At 71.6% G+C, this 15,803-nt stretch carries 14 protein-coding genes and 2 tRNA genes; 11 read left to right on the plus strand and 5 right to left on the minus strand.

Translation table 11 applies throughout. From position 1 onward, the window contains the following. Window positions 1-59: 59 nt before the first annotated feature. The 5 genes from JOD66_RS21110 (at window position 60) to JOD66_RS21130 (ending at window position 3,545) form a co-directional block, all read left to right on the plus strand. A tRNA-Gly gene (locus JOD66_RS21110) sits at window positions 60-130 on the plus strand. A gap of 39 nt (window positions 131-169) precedes the next feature. After that, window positions 170-242 (plus strand) — tRNA-Pro (locus JOD66_RS21115). Window positions 243-312: 70 nt separating this feature from the next. Beyond that, complete coding sequence (tig, locus tag JOD66_RS21120; protein WP_204838771.1) at window positions 313-1,698, plus strand: trigger factor; 1,386 nt, start codon at window positions 313-315, stop codon at window positions 1,696-1,698. 139 nt (window positions 1,699-1,837) lie between these two features. After that, window positions 1,838-3,004 carry an esterase/lipase family protein gene (locus JOD66_RS21125; RefSeq protein ID WP_204838772.1) on the plus strand — a complete coding sequence of 389 codons (1,167 nt, stop codon included), beginning with the start codon at window positions 1,838-1,840 and terminating at the stop codon, window positions 3,002-3,004. Between the two features lie 55 nt (window positions 3,005-3,059). Continuing rightward, window positions 3,060-3,545 carry an SRPBCC family protein gene (locus JOD66_RS21130; RefSeq protein ID WP_204838773.1) on the plus strand — a complete coding sequence of 162 codons (486 nt, stop codon included), beginning with the start codon at window positions 3,060-3,062 and terminating at the stop codon, window positions 3,543-3,545. Between the two features lie 17 nt (window positions 3,546-3,562). Here the strand turns inward: JOD66_RS21130 and JOD66_RS21135 are convergent, their stop codons facing one another. Continuing rightward, window positions 3,563-4,978, minus strand: coding sequence for an outer membrane protein assembly factor BamB family protein (locus JOD66_RS21135; RefSeq protein ID WP_204838774.1), 1,416 nt, complete (start codon window positions 4,976-4,978; stop codon window positions 3,563-3,565). Window positions 4,979-5,204: 226 nt separating this feature from the next. On the opposite strand from JOD66_RS21135, the gene JOD66_RS21140 reads away from it, so the two are divergent. The 4 genes from JOD66_RS21140 (at window position 5,205) to JOD66_RS21155 (ending at window position 9,015) form a co-directional block, all read left to right on the plus strand. Beyond that, on the plus strand, window positions 5,205-5,810 hold the full coding sequence (locus JOD66_RS21140) for an ATP-dependent Clp protease proteolytic subunit (RefSeq protein WP_205126488.1): 606 nt from the start codon (window positions 5,205-5,207) through the stop codon (window positions 5,808-5,810). A gap of 11 nt (window positions 5,811-5,821) precedes the next feature. Continuing rightward, window positions 5,822-6,427, plus strand: a complete 606-nt coding sequence (locus JOD66_RS21145) for an ATP-dependent Clp protease proteolytic subunit (RefSeq protein WP_204838775.1) — start codon at window positions 5,822-5,824, stop codon at window positions 6,425-6,427. A 116-nt stretch (window positions 6,428-6,543) separates the two neighbouring features. Further along, window positions 6,544-7,821, plus strand: coding sequence for an ATP-dependent Clp protease ATP-binding subunit ClpX (gene clpX / locus JOD66_RS21150; RefSeq protein ID WP_204838776.1), 1,278 nt, complete (start codon window positions 6,544-6,546; stop codon window positions 7,819-7,821). 234 nt (window positions 7,822-8,055) lie between these two features. Beyond that, a complete protein-coding gene (locus JOD66_RS21155) occupies window positions 8,056-9,015 on the plus strand; it encodes a type IV toxin-antitoxin system AbiEi family antitoxin domain-containing protein (protein WP_204838777.1) in 960 nt (319 codons plus the stop codon). 151 nt (window positions 9,016-9,166) lie between these two features. On the opposite strand, the gene valS is transcribed toward JOD66_RS21155, so the two are convergent. Beyond that, window positions 9,167-11,803 (minus strand): valine--tRNA ligase, encoded by a 2,637-nt coding sequence (gene valS, locus JOD66_RS21160; protein WP_204838778.1) that lies wholly within the window; start codon window positions 11,801-11,803, stop codon window positions 9,167-9,169. A gap of 57 nt (window positions 11,804-11,860) precedes the next feature. Here valS and JOD66_RS21165 point away from each other — a divergent pair, with 57 nt between their 5' ends. Further along, a complete protein-coding gene (locus JOD66_RS21165; RefSeq protein WP_204838779.1) occupies window positions 11,861-13,036 on the plus strand; it encodes a SpoIID/LytB domain-containing protein in 1,176 nt (391 codons plus the stop codon). Here JOD66_RS21165 and JOD66_RS21170 read toward each other — a convergent pair. Continuing rightward, window positions 12,993-14,195 carry a benzoate/H(+) symporter BenE family transporter gene (locus tag JOD66_RS21170; protein WP_204838780.1) on the minus strand — a complete coding sequence of 401 codons (1,203 nt, stop codon included), beginning with the start codon at window positions 14,193-14,195 and terminating at the stop codon, window positions 12,993-12,995. The genes JOD66_RS21165 and JOD66_RS21170 overlap by 44 nt on opposite strands. A gap of 80 nt (window positions 14,196-14,275) precedes the next feature. Here JOD66_RS21170 and JOD66_RS21175 point away from each other — a divergent pair, with 80 nt between their 5' ends. Further along, entirely contained in the window at window positions 14,276-14,788 is a 513-nt protein-coding gene (locus JOD66_RS21175) for a helix-turn-helix domain-containing protein (RefSeq protein WP_204838781.1), read from the plus strand. Between the two features lie 15 nt (window positions 14,789-14,803). On the opposite strand, the gene JOD66_RS21180 is transcribed toward JOD66_RS21175, so the two are convergent. Then, window positions 14,804-15,106 carry a DUF4873 domain-containing protein gene (locus JOD66_RS21180; RefSeq protein ID WP_204838782.1) on the minus strand — a complete coding sequence of 101 codons (303 nt, stop codon included), beginning with the start codon at window positions 15,104-15,106 and terminating at the stop codon, window positions 14,804-14,806. Continuing rightward, the gene (locus JOD66_RS21185) at window positions 15,103-15,792 is read right to left on the minus strand and encodes a TetR/AcrR family transcriptional regulator (protein ID WP_204838783.1); all 690 of its coding nucleotides are present in this window, start codon (window positions 15,790-15,792) and stop codon (window positions 15,103-15,105) included. Before JOD66_RS21185 ends, JOD66_RS21180 begins: the two co-directional genes overlap by 4 nt. Between the last annotated feature and the right edge of the window lie 11 nt (window positions 15,793-15,803).

A 15,803-nucleotide genomic window follows, 5' to 3' on the forward strand; every position in this document is an offset into this window, starting at 1 on the left:
GGGCGTGTGGCACGATTGCGCGTGGTCTTCAGCCGGGCGCGAGCCCGGTCGGGACCGTCGGGGATGTAGCTCAATGGTAGAGCCTCAGTCTTCCAAACTGATTACGCGGGTTCGATTCCCGTCATCCCCTCGAAGTGCGGTCCGTCCACCCGAGCGCCGGGCCGTTCCGCGGGGCGTAGCGTAGTGGCTAGCGCGCCTGCTTTGGGAGCAGGAGACCGCAGGTTCGAGTCCTGTCGCCCCGACAGATCGCCCTGATCGGCGGGCCTGGCGGCCCGTGCACCATCCCGGACAAGTACAAGTAGGAGAACACCTGTGAAGAGCGCCGTCGAGACCTTGAGCCCGACCCGGGCCAAGCTGACCGTCGAGGTGCCCTTCGAGGAGCTCAAGCCGAGCCTCGACGCGGCGTACCAGAAGATCGCGAAGCAGATCAACGTCCCCGGCTTCCGCCGCGGCAAGGTCCCGCCCCAGGTGATCGAGCGCCAGTTCCCCGGAGCCGCCCGTGAGGAGGCCCTCAACGACATCCTCGGCAGCAAGTACGCCGAGGCGCTCCAGGAGAACAACCTCACCCCCCTCGCCCAGCCCGAGGTCGAGGTCCTCAAGTACGACGACCAGGGCCCGCTCGAGTTCACCGCCGAGGTCGACGTCAAGCCGGAGTTCGAGCTCCCGTCGTACGACGGCATCGAGGCGTCCGTCGACGACCTCGAGGTCACCGACGAGGACGTCGCCGAGCAGGTCGAGGCGCTGCGTGAGCGCTTCGGCACCCTCATCGACGTCGAGCGCCCGGCCCAGGACGGCGACTTCGTGGTCATCGACCTGGTCGCCACCAACGACGGCGAGGTCGTCGACGGCGCCGAGATCTCCGGCTTCTCCTACAAGGTCGGCAACGGCGGCATGATCGACGGCCTCGACGAGGCGCTGGTCGGCATGGGCGTCGACGACGAGAAGACCTTCACCACCCAGCTCGTCTCCGGCGACCTGGTGGGCCAGGACGTCGAGGTGGCCGTCAAGGTCACCCAGGTCCAGGAGCAGGAGCTCCCCGACCTCGACGACGACTTCGCCCAGGAGGCCTCGGAGTTCGACACCCTGGACGAGCTGCGCGCCGACGTGCGCGAGCGGCTGACCCGCGGCAAGCGGCTCGAGCAGGCCGCCGCGGCCCGCGACGCCGTTCTCGAGGCGCTGCTGGAGAAGGTCGAGATCCCGCTGCCCGACGCCATGGTCACCGAGGAGCTCAACGCTCGTCGCGCCAACCTGGAGCAGCAGCTCGTGATGGCCGGGATGACGCTCGAGAAGTACCTCGAGGACGAGAAGCAGACCCAGGAGGAGTTCGAGGCCGACCTCGAGCGTCGGGTCCGCGACGCCGTGGCCGCCCAGTTCCTGCTCGACGACATCGCCGACAAGGAGGAGATGGGCGTCGACCAGGGCGAGCTGACCCAGCACATGATCCGTCGTGCGCAGCAGTCCGGCCAGGACCCGCAGGAGTTCGTCAACCACATGTTCGAGCACAACCACGTGCCCGAGCTGGTCCAGGAGATCCGCCGCGGCAAGGCGCTCCAGCTGCTCGTCGAGGGCGCCACCGTGAAGGACGGCGCCGGCAACGTGGTCGAGCTGAAGAACCTGCAGGCCGACGGCACCATCGGTGAGCCCGACGCCGCCGAGGACGAGGCTGCCGCCGACGACGAGGCCCCCGCCGAGGCCTGAGCCTCCCGCCTCCCGTCGCTCGTCGCACCCGGCATTCGGGTCGCCCTTCTCGCGAAGGCGCGACCGGGATGCCGGGTGCGGTGCATGACGGGACCGATTGAGTGCACGACTGTTCACTCGATCCGGTAGGCTGGCGGCCATGAGCACTGCCCCCACCGTCGTCGACGCCCTCGCCCTGGCGAGCGCGGTGGTCGACGACCTGGTCGTGGCGACCGCCCGCGACACCCACCAGGCGATCGCGCGCCGCACCCACGGTCTGGTACGCCGAGGCGTCGGCCCGGCCGCGCTCCCGGCCGAGGTGCTGCACCGTGGCATCGCCGCCACCGTCTACGGCGCCGTCGGGCTCGGCTTCCGTGGCGCCAGCAGGGGACTGTCCCGGCTTCCCGCCGGGCTCGGGCCGGAGCTGGAGGCGGGGCCGCGCGGACGGTTCGTGAACGCCGCCGTCAACGGGCTGATCGGCGAGGAGATCCGGCGCGACCGGCCGCGCCTGGCGATCGAGATGGGCGTGCGGCGCGACGGGCGCGACGTGCCGCTCACCCCGGCCGGCGTGAGCCGCGCCTTCCCGGAGGCGACCGGGCGGATCGTGGTCTTCCTCCACGGACTGTGCGAGAACGAGGCCTACTGGAACCGGCACCGCGACCGCGTCGGCTCGACGTACGGCGAGAGCCTGGCCGGGCGGGGCTGGACCCCCGTCTACCTGCGCGCCAACACCGGGCTGCCGCTGCGCGAGAACGGCGTGGTGCTGGCGTCGCTGCTGCAGCGACTGGTCGACGCCTGGCCCACCGAGGTCACCCGGATCGCGCTGGTGGGCCATTCGCTGGGCGGGCTGATCCTGCGTGCGTCCTCGGCGGTGGTCGCCGAGGGGCAGGGGCCCGCGGCGTGGACGCGCCTGGTCAGCGATGTCGTCACCCTCGGCACGCCCCATCTCGGGTCGTGGTTCGCGGTCGGCGCCGACCACGCCAGCCGCACCCTCGCCCGGGCGCCCGAGGTGGCCGCCTTCGGCCGGATCATCGACCGGCAGGCGCCCGGCATCCACGACCTGATCGAGGGCCTCGCCCAGGACGTGCCGCCACTGCCGCACGCCCGCTACCACCTGGTCTCGGCCACCCTGACCCGCTCCGCGCGCCACCCGCTGGCGCAGGCCGTGGGCGACCTGCTGGTCACGCCGCGCTCCGCGGTCGGCCGCGACCGGCGCGGCACCGACCTCTTCCCCGGCGCCGACGTGCTCCATCTCGGCCGCACCGACCACTTCGGGCTGCTCAACCACCCCGAGGTGCACACCGCGCTGGCGCGCTGGCTGGCCTGACATCTCCTCCCGTGGGAGGTGGTGGGGCCCGGCGTACGCCGCGATGATGGCCCGCATGACGAGGAACGCCGCGCGCGAGCTGCGCGCCGAGGCCGTGATCGAGGCGCCCGCGGCGCACGTGTGGGCGCTGCTGACCGACTTCGGCCAGCTCGCCGCGTGGAGCCCCGAGACGGTGCGGATGGTGCCGCTGAAGCCGGGCGGCCTGCGCGTCGGTCAGTGGTACCTCGGCATCAACCGGCGCAAGGCCGTGGTGTGGCCGACCCGCTCGGTCGTGGCGGAGGTCGTGCCGGGCCGGCGACTGGTGTGGGACACCCCGTCGAGCGGGGCACGGTGGGTCTGGGAGCTCGAGGCCGACCCGGCCGACCCGGCCGACGGCGAGCGCACCCGGGTGGTCCACCGGCGTCCGGTCCCGCGCTCGCTGAGCCTCGGCAGCCGGATCGTCGCGCCGCTGCTGCTGGGCGGCAACGACGGCCACGCCGACGAGCTGGAGGCCGGGATGGCCACCACGCTCGCCGGGCTGAAGGCCGCGGCCGAGCGCTGAGCGGTCGGTCGGCGCGGTCAGCCGGCGAAGCCGGTGAACCCGACCAGGGTGCTCGACCCGACCGCCCACACGGCGCTGGGGGAGACGTACGGGCCGCCGGGGGAGATCCCGTCGTCGTAGCCCTCCTTGCCGATCGCGCTGATGTCCTTCTCCCACGCGACCGCGCCGGAGCTGCGGTCCAGCGCCTGGACCGTCCACGTGGTGGCGTAGTCGCTCGCCACCTGGACGAAGGCGTCGGGCGTCTCGGTCGGCGCCAGGTCGGTGCCGGGACCGGACCACAGGGTCTTGCCGGTGTCGGCGTCGAGGTAGGTCGTCAGCATCTTGCCCGCCTTGGCGTCGTACGCCGTCACCGCGACCTGCGCGCGATCCTCGGTCCAGCGCCACCCGGCGAGGTCGTCGCCGAGGTCGGTGCGCTCCCAGACCGGCTTCCCGGTGGTGACGTCGTACAGCGACGAGCCGAGGCCGAGCCTGCCGTCGGTGGTCGTCAGCCGCTGGTCCTGGGTGTCCCAGGGCTGCCCCTTGAGCTGGAGCAGCACCTCGTCGCCCTGGAGCACCTCGAGCTTGTCGTTGCCGAACCCGCGGCGCACCGTCCACGGGCGCTCGAAGAAGGCGCTCTTGCCGAGGTGGGTGCTGCCGAGCACCTTGCCGCTCGCCCTGTCGAGCTCGAACTGCGTGGCGTCCGGCTGCCCGGAGGGGGTGTCCTTCCAGGCGGCGACCGCGACCTCGTCGCCGGAGAGGTCGAGCGCGGGGGAGCCGGCGCCGAAGCCGGCGAGCTCGCCACCGCCGACCGGCCCGTCGGGCCAGACGCTCCGCAGCGTGTCGGCGTCGAGCGCGGCGACCGCGAAGGGCGGCGGGTAGGCGGTGTCGTCGGTGCCGGGCGGCGTCGTCACGACGTAGAGCACGCCGTCGTCGAGGACGGGGCTGCTGCCGGGGGCCACGCTCACCTTCGCGCCCGGCCCCGCGCCGCCGGTCTCGGCGTTCACCTTGACCAGGGCGTCGCCGCGGCTGCAGTAGAGAGCGGCGTGATCCGGCGTCCAGCAGCCGCCGTAGTCCTGGCCGCGCCAGAGCACCTTCCCGGCACCGGACACGCCGACCAGCAGGGGAGTGCCGGCGCCGGCGGCGTCGTCCTTGCCCTGGTCGGTGATGGCGGCGACGAGGACCTCGCCCACGACCACGCCGCCCGGCTGGGGCACCTCGTCGTCGCCGACGGGCGCGAGCGGAGCGAACCGCCCGCCCGGCAGCACCGAGTCGGCCCGCAGCTCCCAGGTCGTCGCGGGCTCCCGAAGGACGGCGGCCGCGGGCTCGGCACCCCCGCTCGCGGCCGGCTTCCTCGGCTCGTCGTCGCTCGCCTCGCAGGCGCTCAGGCCCAGCGCGGCCACGACGACGGCGGCGACGGGGGCGGCGAGTCGGCGGATGGTGGGAGCCGCGGGCATGGGACCTCCTGGAGCGCTCGGGTTCCGGACTCCCGGCAGGCTACCCGTGGAGCGGACGCACGCGGCCACACCCGCCGCGGCGGCTCGCGAAGCGAATCTGCTGTCGGCGAACAGCGGTGCCGAACGCGTGGTTCTGTCTCCCGCTCCGGCTAGGGTCACTCGCGTGACTCAGAATCTTCCCGGTGACGCTCACCAGTCAGCGCGCGGTCATGAGCTGAACCCGCAGATGAACGGCGGAGCGGGGATCAGCTTCCTCGACGACAACATCTACAGCCGGCTGCTCCGTGAGCGGATCGTGTTCCTCGGCTCCGAGGTCCGCGACCAGAACGCCAACGCGATCTGCGCCCAGCTGCTGCTGCTGTCGGCCGAGGACCCCGAGGCCGACATCTTCCTGCACATCAACAGCCCGGGTGGCTCCGTCGACGCCGGCATGGCGATCTACGACACCATGAACTACATCCCCAACGACGTCGCCACGGTCGGCATGGGCCTGGCCGCCTCGATGGGCCAGTTCCTGCTGTGCGCCGGCGCCAAGGGCAAGCGCTACGCCCTGCCCCACGCGCGGATCATGATGCACCAGCCCTCGTCGGGCATGGGCGGCTCGGCCTCCGACATCAAGATCCAGGCGCAGCAGTCGCTCCACATCAAGAAGGTGCTCCTCGACCTCATCGCCGAGCACACCGGCCAGAGCGTCGAGCAGGTCACCGAGGACGCCGACCGCGACCGCTGGTTCACCGCGCAGGAGGCCCTCGAGTACGGCCTCGTCGACCAGGTCATCAAGAGCGCCCGCGAGGCGTCCGACGAGGGCCGCCCGGCCCACAAGAAGGACTGAGTGATCACGCCATGAACTACTACATCCCCCAGTGGGAAGAGCGGACCTCCTACGGCTTCCGCCGCATCGACCCCTACGCCAAGCTGTTCGAGGACCGCATCATCTACCTCGGCACTCCCATCTCCGACGACGTCGCCAACGCGGTGATCGCCCAGCTGCTCTGCCTGCAGTCGATGAACCCCGACCAGGACATCAGCATCTACATCAACAGCCCCGGTGGCTCCTTCACCGCGCTGACCGCCATCTACGACACGATCCAGTTCATCAAGCCGGACGTGCAGACGGTGTGCATCGGCCAGGCGGCCTCGGCGGCCGCGATCCTCCTCGCCGCGGGCGCCAAGGGCAAGCGGCTCGCGCTGCCCAACAGCCGGATCCTGATCCACCAGCCCTACACCGAGGGCACCTTCGGCCAGACCTCCGACATCGAGATCCAGGCCAACGAGATCCTGCGCATGCGCGAGCTGCTCGAGAAGATGATCAGCGACCACTCCGGCAAGTCCATCGACGAGGTCAGCCGTGACATCGAGCGCGACAAGATCCTCACCGCCCAGGGCGCGATCGAGTACGGCCTGATCGACTCCGTGCTCGAGTCCCTGAAGACCCCGGCGCTCGTCTGAGCCCCGGCTCAGGCGACGACCAAGAAGACCGATGAGCCCGACGTACCCCTCGTGTCACGCTCCCGCCGGAGCGTGGCAGGGGGTACCGTCGGGTAGTTCGATTGTGAGGAGGACCCGTGGCACGCATCGGTGACGGTGGCGACCTGTTGAAGTGCTCGTTCTGCGGCAAGAGCCAGAAGCAGGTCAAGAAGCTCATCGCTGGTCCGGGTGTCTACATCTGCGACGAGTGCATCGACCTGTGCAACGAGATCATCGAGGAGGAGCTCGCCGAGGGCTCCGAGGTCGAGCTCGCGGACCTGCCCAAGCCCAAGGAGATCTTCGAGTTCCTGAACTCGTACGTCATCGGGCAGGAGCAGGCCAAGAAGTCCCTCGCGGTCGCGGTCTACAACCACTACAAGCGGGTCCAGGCCGGCGTGCAGCCCATCTCGGGCAAGCACAGCAAGGACGAGGTCGTCGAGGTTGCGAAGTCCAACATCCTCGTCATCGGCCCGACCGGCTGCGGCAAGACCTATCTCGCCCAGACGCTGGCCCGGATGCTCAACGTGCCGTTCGCGATCGCGGACGCCACCGCGCTGACCGAGGCCGGCTACGTCGGCGAGGACGTCGAGAACATCCTCCTCAAGCTGATCCAGGCCGCCGACTACGACGTCAAGAAGGCCGAGACCGGCATCATCTACATCGACGAGATCGACAAGGTGGCCCGGAAGGCCGAGAACCCCTCGATCACGCGCGACGTCTCCGGTGAGGGCGTCCAGCAGGCGCTGCTGAAGATCATCGAGGGCACCACCGCCTCGGTGCCGCCCCAGGGTGGCCGCAAGCACCCCCACCAGGAGTTCATCCAGATCGACACCACCAACATCCTGTTCGTGGTGGGCGGCGCCTTCGCCGGCCTGGAGCACATCATCGAGCAGCGCGTCGGCAAGAAGTCCCTGGGCTTCACCGCCGAGCCGCGCGGCGAGGCCGAGCGGGCCGCCGAGGACCTGCTCGCCCAGGTCCGCCCCGAGGACCTCACCAAGTTCGGGCTGATCCCCGAGTTCATCGGCCGCCTGCCGCTGATCGCGAGCGTCAGCCCGCTCGACCAGGACGCCCTGGTCCAGATCCTCACCGAGCCGCGCAACGCCCTGGTGAAGCAGTACAAGAAGCTGTTCGAGCTCGACGGCGTCGAGCTGGAGTTCACCGAGGACGCCGTCGGCGCGATCGCCGACAAGGCCCTCGAGCGCGGCACGGGCGCCCGCGGCCTGCGCGCGATCATCGAAGAGGTCCTCCTCCACGTCATGTACGACGTCCCCAGCCGTGGCGACGTCGAGAAGGTCGTGGTGACCAAGGACGTCGTCGAGGACGACGTCGCGCCCACGCTCGTGCTGCGCGAGACCAAGAAGAAGAAGTCGGCCTGAGCAAGTCCTGCGCGTCAGCCGGTTGCATGGTGGCTCCGGATTCATCACGGGATGTAGGCGAACAGCCGCTTCTGTAGCGGAACTCCACTAGAGAAGCTTGGGTTCGCCTACATCCCGTGATGAATCCACTGCCGGGGCATCGAGTGTCCACAGGCGGGCGTACGGGGTGCGGTCATCCACAGGCCGCGGGCGCGACGCCGGGGAAGCCGCCCCTGTCCGGCAACGATTCGGGGCATGGATCCCTTGCGTATCGTCGCCTCGGAGTGTGGCTTCTTCACCCGCCGTGAGGCGATCAATGCCGGCTACGACGACAACGACCTCACCCGGCTGGTCCGGGCCGGCCATTGGGTCCGGTTCCGGCGGGGCTTCTACGCATTCGCGGATGAGTGGGCGACTTCGGACGAGGTGCGTCGACATGTCGTGAGATCGCGTGCCGTCCTCCGTTCCCTGGGGGATGCAGTGGCGCTGAGCCACGGCTCGGGCGTCATTGCCCACGGGATCGACGCGTGGGGGATCGACCTGAGTCGGGTGCACGTCACGCGGCTTGACGGCGCCCAGGGGCGGATCGAGGGCGACGTCGTCCATCATGAAGGGAGGGCTGTTGTCGGCGACATCCTCGAGACAGCCTTCGGTAAGGTGCTGCGCCCTGAGCGATGCGTGCTCGAGGCGGCCTCTCGACACCAAGACGAGGTGGCACTGTGCGTACTCGATGCCGGGCTCAGGTCGATGCTGTTCGACCTGGCCGAGCTTCGTGCCGAGCACGAGCGCATGCTGAGTTGGCCGTTCATGCGACATCTCCAGATCCTGGTCCGCATGGCCGACGGGCGCGCGGGGTCGGTCGGCGAGAGCCGCGGTCGGTGGTGGTTCCGCGTACTGGGGTTTCCGGCACCCGAACTTCAGTGGGAGGTCCGTGGGGTCGACGATCAGCTGCTGGGCATCTGCGACTGGGCGTGGCCCCAACACAAGACCCTCGGTGAGTTCGACGGGAAGATCAAGTACGGGCGACTGCTTCGCGACGGGCAGCAGCCGGGAGACGCCGTCTTCGAGGAGAAGAAGCGCGAGGACGCCATCCGGGAGGCCACTCAGTTCCGGGTCGTTCGGTTCATCTGGGACGATCTTGGCCGACCGGCGATGACGGCTCGACGGTTGGAGCGTTGGGTACCTCGGTACCGCGACTCTGCGTCGTGGGTGTGACACCAACGCCAGTCTTCCGTGGCCGGTGGGTCATCACGGGATGTAGGCGACTCGGTGGTTCCGTAGTGGAGTTCCGCTACAGAACCTCGGATTCACCTACATCCCGTGATGAATCCGACTCCCTGCGACCTGGGCCCCACCCATCGGGCGCCTACTCGGCCGGCTCCTCGGCGATCTCGGCGGTGACGCTCAGCTCGGTGGCGTCCTCGGCGACGGTGAACACCAGCTCGCCGACCACGTTGCCGCTGCGGCGCAGGTCGTCGGCGGCCTTCTCGGCAGCGTCGACCAGGCGGGCCGGGCCGGTGATCTCGACCCGGGCGAGCGGGGCGCGCATCTTGACCTTGGCGGCCGACTTGGCGCCGCGGATGCCGGACAGGGCGGAGCCGACGGCGTCGATCAGGGAGCCGTCGGAGGCGGCGGGGGAGCCGAGCTCGGTGACGCTGGGCCAGGCGGCGCGGTGGACCGAGCCGTCCTGCCACCAGGACCAGACCTCCTCGGTGACATAGGGGAGGAAGGGCGCGAGCAGCCGGAGCTGGACCTGCAGGGCCAGCGCGAGGGTGGCGCGGGCGGAGGAGGAGGCGTCGCCGTCGCCGGCGTACGCGCGCTCCTTGACCAGCTCCAGGTAGTCGTCGCAGAACTCCCAGAAGAACTTCTCGCTGACCTCGAGCGCGGTGGTGTAGTCGTAGGCCTCGAACGCCTCGGTGGCCCGGCGGACCACGCCGCCGAGGCGGCCGAGCAGGGCGGTGTCGACCGGCTGGCTGACCGCGGCGGTGCTGAACGTCGTGGCGCCCACGCTGCCGAGGACGAACTTCGAGGCGTTGAGGACCTTCATCGCCAGCCGGCGGCCGACCTTCATCTGGGTCTCGTCGAACGGCGAGTCCAGGCCGGGACGGGCGATCGCGGCGCGCCAGCGGACCGCGTCGGCGCCGTACTTGTCGAGGATCTCGTTGGGCACGACGACATTGCCCTTGGACTTCGACATCTTCTTGCGGTCGGGGTCGACGATGAAGCCGGAGATCATGGCGTGCGACCACGGCGCGACGTGGTTCTCGAAGTGGGCGCGCACGACCCGGGAGAACAGCCAGGTGCGGATGATGTCGTGGGCCTGGGTGGCCAGGTCCATCGGGAACACCCGCGACCACAGGTCGGGGTCGGACTCCCAGCCGCCCGCGATGTGGGGCGTGAGCGAGGACGTCGCCCAGGTGTCCATCACGTCGGGGTCGCCGATGAAGCCGCCGGGCTTGCCGCGCTGCTCCTCGGTGTAGCCGGCCGGCGCCTGGGTCGACGGGTCGATCGGCAGCTCGGCCTCGGTGGGCAGCAGCAGCCGGGTGTAGTCGGGCTCGCCCTCGGCGTCGAGCGGGTACCAGACCGGGAACGGGATGCCGAAGAAGCGCTGGCGCGAGATCAGCCAGTCGCCGTTGAGGCCGCCGACCCAGTTGTCGAAGCGGTGCTTCATGTGGGGCGGCAGCCAGTCGATCTCCGCGCCGCGCTCCAGCATCTGCTTGCGGACGCCGGCGTCGCGGCCGCCGTTGCGGATGTACCACTGGCGGGTGGAGACGATCTCGAGCGGCTTGTCGCCCTTCTCGTAGAAGTTCGCCATCCGCTGCGTGGGCTTCGGGTCGCCGTCGAGGTCGCCGGACTCCTTGAGCTTCGCGACCATCGCCTCGCGGGCGGAGTGGACGGTCTTGCCCTGGAGGTCCTCGTACGCCGCCGTGGCCCGCTCCGAGGACAGCCACTCGGGGGTCTCGCGGGTCAGCCGGCCGTCGCGGCCGATGACGGTGCGCACGGGCAGCTGCAGCTCGCGCCACCACTGCACGTCGGTCAGGTCGCCGAACGTGCAGCACATGGCGATGCCGGCGCCCTTGTCCTTCTCGGCGGCGGCGTGGGCCAGCACGGGGATCTCGACGCCGAAGACCGGCGAGGTGACGGTCGTGCCGAACAGGTCGGCGTAGCGCTCGTCGTCGGGGTGCGCGATCAGCGCGACGACGGAGGGGATCAGCTCGGGACGCGTGGTTTCGATATAGACAGGCTTGCCCGGCGAGCCGTCGGGCTGCGCAGGTGAATGGAAGGCGACCCGGTGGTAGGCGCCGGCGTAGTCACGCGCCTCGAGCTCGGCCTGGGCGACCGCGGTCTGGAAGGTGACGTCCCACAGGGTCGGCGCCTCCTGGAGATAGGCCTCGCCGCGGGCCAGGTTGCGCAGGAAGGCGCGCTGGCTGACGGTCTGGGCCTTGGTGCCGATCGTGGTGTAGGTCGTGTTCCAGTCGACGCTCAGGCCGAGGGTGCGCCACAGGTCCTCGAAGACCTTCTCGTCCTGCTCGACCAGCTGCTCGCACAGGGCGATGAAGTTGGGCCGGCTGATCGGGATCTGGCGCTTCGGGTCCGGCTTCTCCGGAGGCGTGAAGTCGGCGTCGTAGGGCAGCGACGGGTCGCAGCGCACGCCGAAGTAGTTCTGCACCCGGCGCTCGGTCGGCAGGCCGTTGTCGTCCCAGCCCATGGGGTAGAAGACGGACTTGCCCTGCATCCGCTGGAAGCGGGCGATCAGGTCGGTGTGGGTGTAAGAGAAGACGTGGCCGACGTGGAGGCTGCCGCTCACGGTCGGCGGCGGGGTGTCGATGGCGTAGACGTTCTCGCGAGGCTGGGTGCGGTCGAAGCCGTAGGTGTCGGCGTCCTTCCAGCGCTGCGCCCACTTCTCCTCGAGGCCCTCCAGCGCGGGCTTGTCCGGTACGACCACGGCGCCGGCGGGGGCGTCGGTCGGGTCCGGGGTCTGCGTGCTGTCGGGCTCGGTCATGGTCAAAGCCTATTGCGAGCGGCACCTGGCCTTTCAACCGGCGGCTACTCTCGGACGATGCGTCTGTTCCCGGGAACCGTCACCACTCTCGCCGCCGGGCTCGCCCTCGGCCTGACCGCGCCGGGCTCGCTGCCCGCCGCGTCCGCGGCGCCGGCCGCCGGGCCGGAGACCGTCACCCTCACCGGCAGCGGCTGGGGCCACGGCAAGGGCCTCTCGCAGTGGGGTGCGAAGGGAGCGGCCGAGCAGGGCCTGAGTGCCGCGCAGATCCTCGACTTCTACTACCCGGGCACCGCGCCCGGCATCGGCGGCGGCTCGGTCAAGGTGCTGATCACCGCCGACACCACGAGCAATGTCGTGGTCCAGCACCGCGCCAAGCTGAAGGTCCGCAGCCTCGCGACCGGGAAGTCCTGGAAGCTCGGCAAGCGCGGCGCGAAGCGCTGGAAGCTGACCGCCCACGGTGCCGACACCAAGCTGTCGGTGAAGACCAGGCGCTGGCACAAGGTCCGGATCATCCCGGGCCAGGCCGAGTTCAAGGGCAAGGGCGGCACCCTGCGGCTCTACGTGCCCGGCGGTGCGGTCGACTACCGCGGCAAGATCCGCTCCGTGATCCCCGCCGGCGGGCAGGGCCGCGACACGGTCAACGTGCTGAGCGTCGAGAAGTACCTGCGCGGCGTGGTGCCCTCCGAGATGCCCGCGAAGTGGAGCGCCCAGGCCGTCCAGGCCCAGGCCGTCGCCGCCCGCACCTATGCGATCTTCGAGCGCGACAACAACGACCGCGGCGCCTTCGACGTCTACGACACCACCCAGTCGCAGGTCTACCGCGGCGTCGCGGTCGAGGTGCCGGAGGCGGACGCCGCCATCGCCGCCACGGCCGGGCAGATCCGGACCTACGGCGGGCTGCCGGCGTTCACGCAGTTCTCGTCGAGCAACGGCGGCTGGACCGCGGCGGGCAGCCTGCCCTATCAGGTCGCGAAGCCGGACCCCTACGAGGCGACCTCGGGCAACCCCAACAACGCCTGGCAGGTCGTGCTGACCGATGACGCGATCGAGGCCCAGTTCCCGGGGATCGGGGACTTCACCGGACTCGACATCACCAAGGACGCCGCTCAGGGCGGCCGGGTCACCGGCGTGACGGTCAAGGGCAGCTCGCTCCCGCAAGGCACGCCCCTCACCGGCGACCAGTTCCGGGTCAGGTTCGGGCTGAGGTCGACGATGTTCGCGCAGACGGCCTGAGGTCCGCGCCCCGCCCGGCCCGCAGGAACCAGCGCAGCAGCAGCCCGGCGACCAGCGCCCAGAACGCCGCGCCGATCCCGAGCACGCTGACCCCGGAGGCGGCGACCAGCAGCGTCGCCGCCGCGGGCTCGCGCTCGGCGGGGTCGGCCAGGCCCTCGGCGAGCGCGGCGCCCAGCGTGCCGAGCAGGGCCAGGCCGGCGGCCGCCTGCATCACGCCGTCGGCGGCCGCGGCGACCAGGGTCGCCAGGGCGGTGCTCGCGACGGCGAGCACGAGGTAGGTGATCGACGCGACGACCGAGGCGATCCAGCGCCGGCGCGGGTCCGGGCCGGCGGTCGGACCGGCGGCGAGCGCGGCGCTGATCGCGGCGAGGTTGATCGCGTGCCCGCCGGTGGGGGCGCCGACGACGGTGCCGACCCCGGTGACGGCGAGCGAGGCGCGCCAGGGGACGCGGTACCCGAAGCCGCTCATCACCGCGACGCCGGGCACGTTCTGCGAGGCCATGGTGACGACGTACAGCGGGAGGGCGATGCCGACCAGCGCGGAGAGGGACCAGGTCGGCGTGGTCCAGGCGAGGTGCGGCGCGAGGTCGGCGGTGTCGATCCGCGCGGTCGCCAGGACCGTCACCAGGGCGACCAGCAGCGCGCCGGGCACCGCCCAGCGCGGCGCGAGCCGGAGCAGCACCAGCCAGGTGACGACGAGCGGGGCGACCGCCGCGGGGGAGTCGACCAGGGCGGTGACCGGGGCCAGGCACAGCGGCAGGAGCACGCCGGCGAGCATCGCCCGGGCCAGGCTGTGGGGGATCGCGGCGACCAGGTCGCCGACCTTCGGCACCAGTGCCGTCAGCACGATGAGCACGCCGGTCGCGGCGAAGGCCCCCACCGCGGCCGACCAGCCGCCGGTGACGCCGGTGGTCGTGGCGAGGAGCGCCGCGCCGGGGGTGGACCAGGCGAGCGTGATCGGCATCCGGTAGCGGACCGAGAGCCAGAGCATCCCGAGGGCCTGGGTGACGAGCAGGGTGAGCAGGCCGGACGCCGCCTGCCGGCCGGTCGCGCCGACCGCGGTGAGGCCGGCCAGACAGACCACGAAGGAGCTGCTGAACCCGACCACCGCGGTGACCACGCCGGCCAGCACGGGGCCGTGGGTAGTCTCCTCGGACACGTCGCCTCCTCACGAACACCGGTGCGGCGTTCTGTATACGGAACACCTTAGCCCGGATCGAGCTGGAAGGGGCGGTGGCGATGACGCGAGAGGTCGGCGCCCGGATCCGGGCGCTGCGCGAGGCCCGGGGCCTGTCCCTGTCGGCGCTGGCCGCGCAGGCCGGGATCGGGAAGGGCTCGCTCTCCGAGCTCGAGACCGGCCGCCGCAACCCCACGCTCGACACGCTGTACGCCGTCGCGACGCCGCTCGGCGTGCCGCTCGCGGCGCTGCTCGACGACCACGACGGCGCCGCCGTCGGCGACGAGGGCGTGGTGGCGACCCGGGTCCGGGTGCTGCGCGAGCCCGGCCGCACGACCGAGGTCTACCTGCTGCGGCTGGCGGCCGGCGTCGAGCGCACCTCGCCGGCGCATCCCGCCGGCGTCGAGGAGCAGCTGGTCGTGCTCGCGGGCGCCGGTGAGGTCGCGTACGGCGGCCGCGTGGTCGCGGTCGGGGCCGGCGACCACGTGCGCTTCGCCGCCGACGTGCCCCATGCCTATCGGGCCGGCGCGGACTCCGCGCTGGAGGCCGTCAACGTGATCGTCACGCCCGGCTGAGCCCCTCGGCGGCGCTCAGAACGGCGGCCGACCGGTCCCGCTGACCCGGAACCGGCCCCACGGGTCGACGTCGGCGACCTTGCCGCCGGCCTCGCCGTGGGGAGTGCGCAGGGTGACCGCCGAGCCGCTGCGCACCTCGTCGAGGGCGGCGTCGACGGCGATCCGGCCGTACCAGTGGAAGTGGCCGTCGAGTGGCTGGAAGGCGCCGCGCAGGGTCACCGAGACCGGGTGCTCGGCGTCGGCGACGACGAGCACCGCGGGGCCGTCGTACGCCTCCCGGGGCTCGTGGCCGGACGCGGCGGCGGGGACGGCGCTCATCGCCGCCGCTCCGAGCGGATCGGGGTGACGTCGCCGTCGCCGTCGCCGGCGTCGAGCCGCGACAGGTCGACGCCGCTCTCGGCGGCCGCGCCCGACAGGGCGTGCCAGATGAAGTCGCTGAGGTAGCCGGCCGCGGCGGCGCGCGAGACGGTGTGCCGCTCCAGCCACCACTGCCCGACGGACGTGCCGAGGCCGACCACGGCGTGCGCCCACGGCTCGGCCGCGCCGGTGTCGCCGCCGAGATGGCGCAGCGCGTCGCCGAGCAGCCGGGTCAGCTTGGCGGCGATCTGGTCCTTGCCCGCGGCGAGCGGGTCGGTGCCGCCCGCCGGGCGGCTGAGCAGCAGGAAGGCCTGCGGGTGCTCGCCGAGCGTGTCGAGGTAGGCCGCGACGCCGGCGCTCACCCGGTCGCGGGCGGAGGCCGGAGCGAGCACCGCGGTCAGCACCCGGGCCAGCACCAGGTCGGCCGCCCAGGCGCCGACCGCGGCGTGCAGCTCGCTCTTGTCGGCGAAGTAGCGGTAGAGCACGGGCTTGCTGACGCCGGCCTCGGCCGCGATGTCGGCGACCGAGGCGTCCGGTCCGAGCGAGTCGATGGCGCGGACGGCGGCGAGCACGAACTCCTCGCGCCGCTCGGCGCGGTGTCGTTCCCAGCGGGTCGTGCGTCCGTCGCTCTTGACGTGGGGGGCCATGGGGACAAGAG

Source organism: Nocardioides nitrophenolicus (assembly GCF_016907515.1).
GTDB classification, from domain to species: domain Bacteria; phylum Actinomycetota; class Actinomycetes; order Propionibacteriales; family Nocardioidaceae; genus Nocardioides; species Nocardioides nitrophenolicus.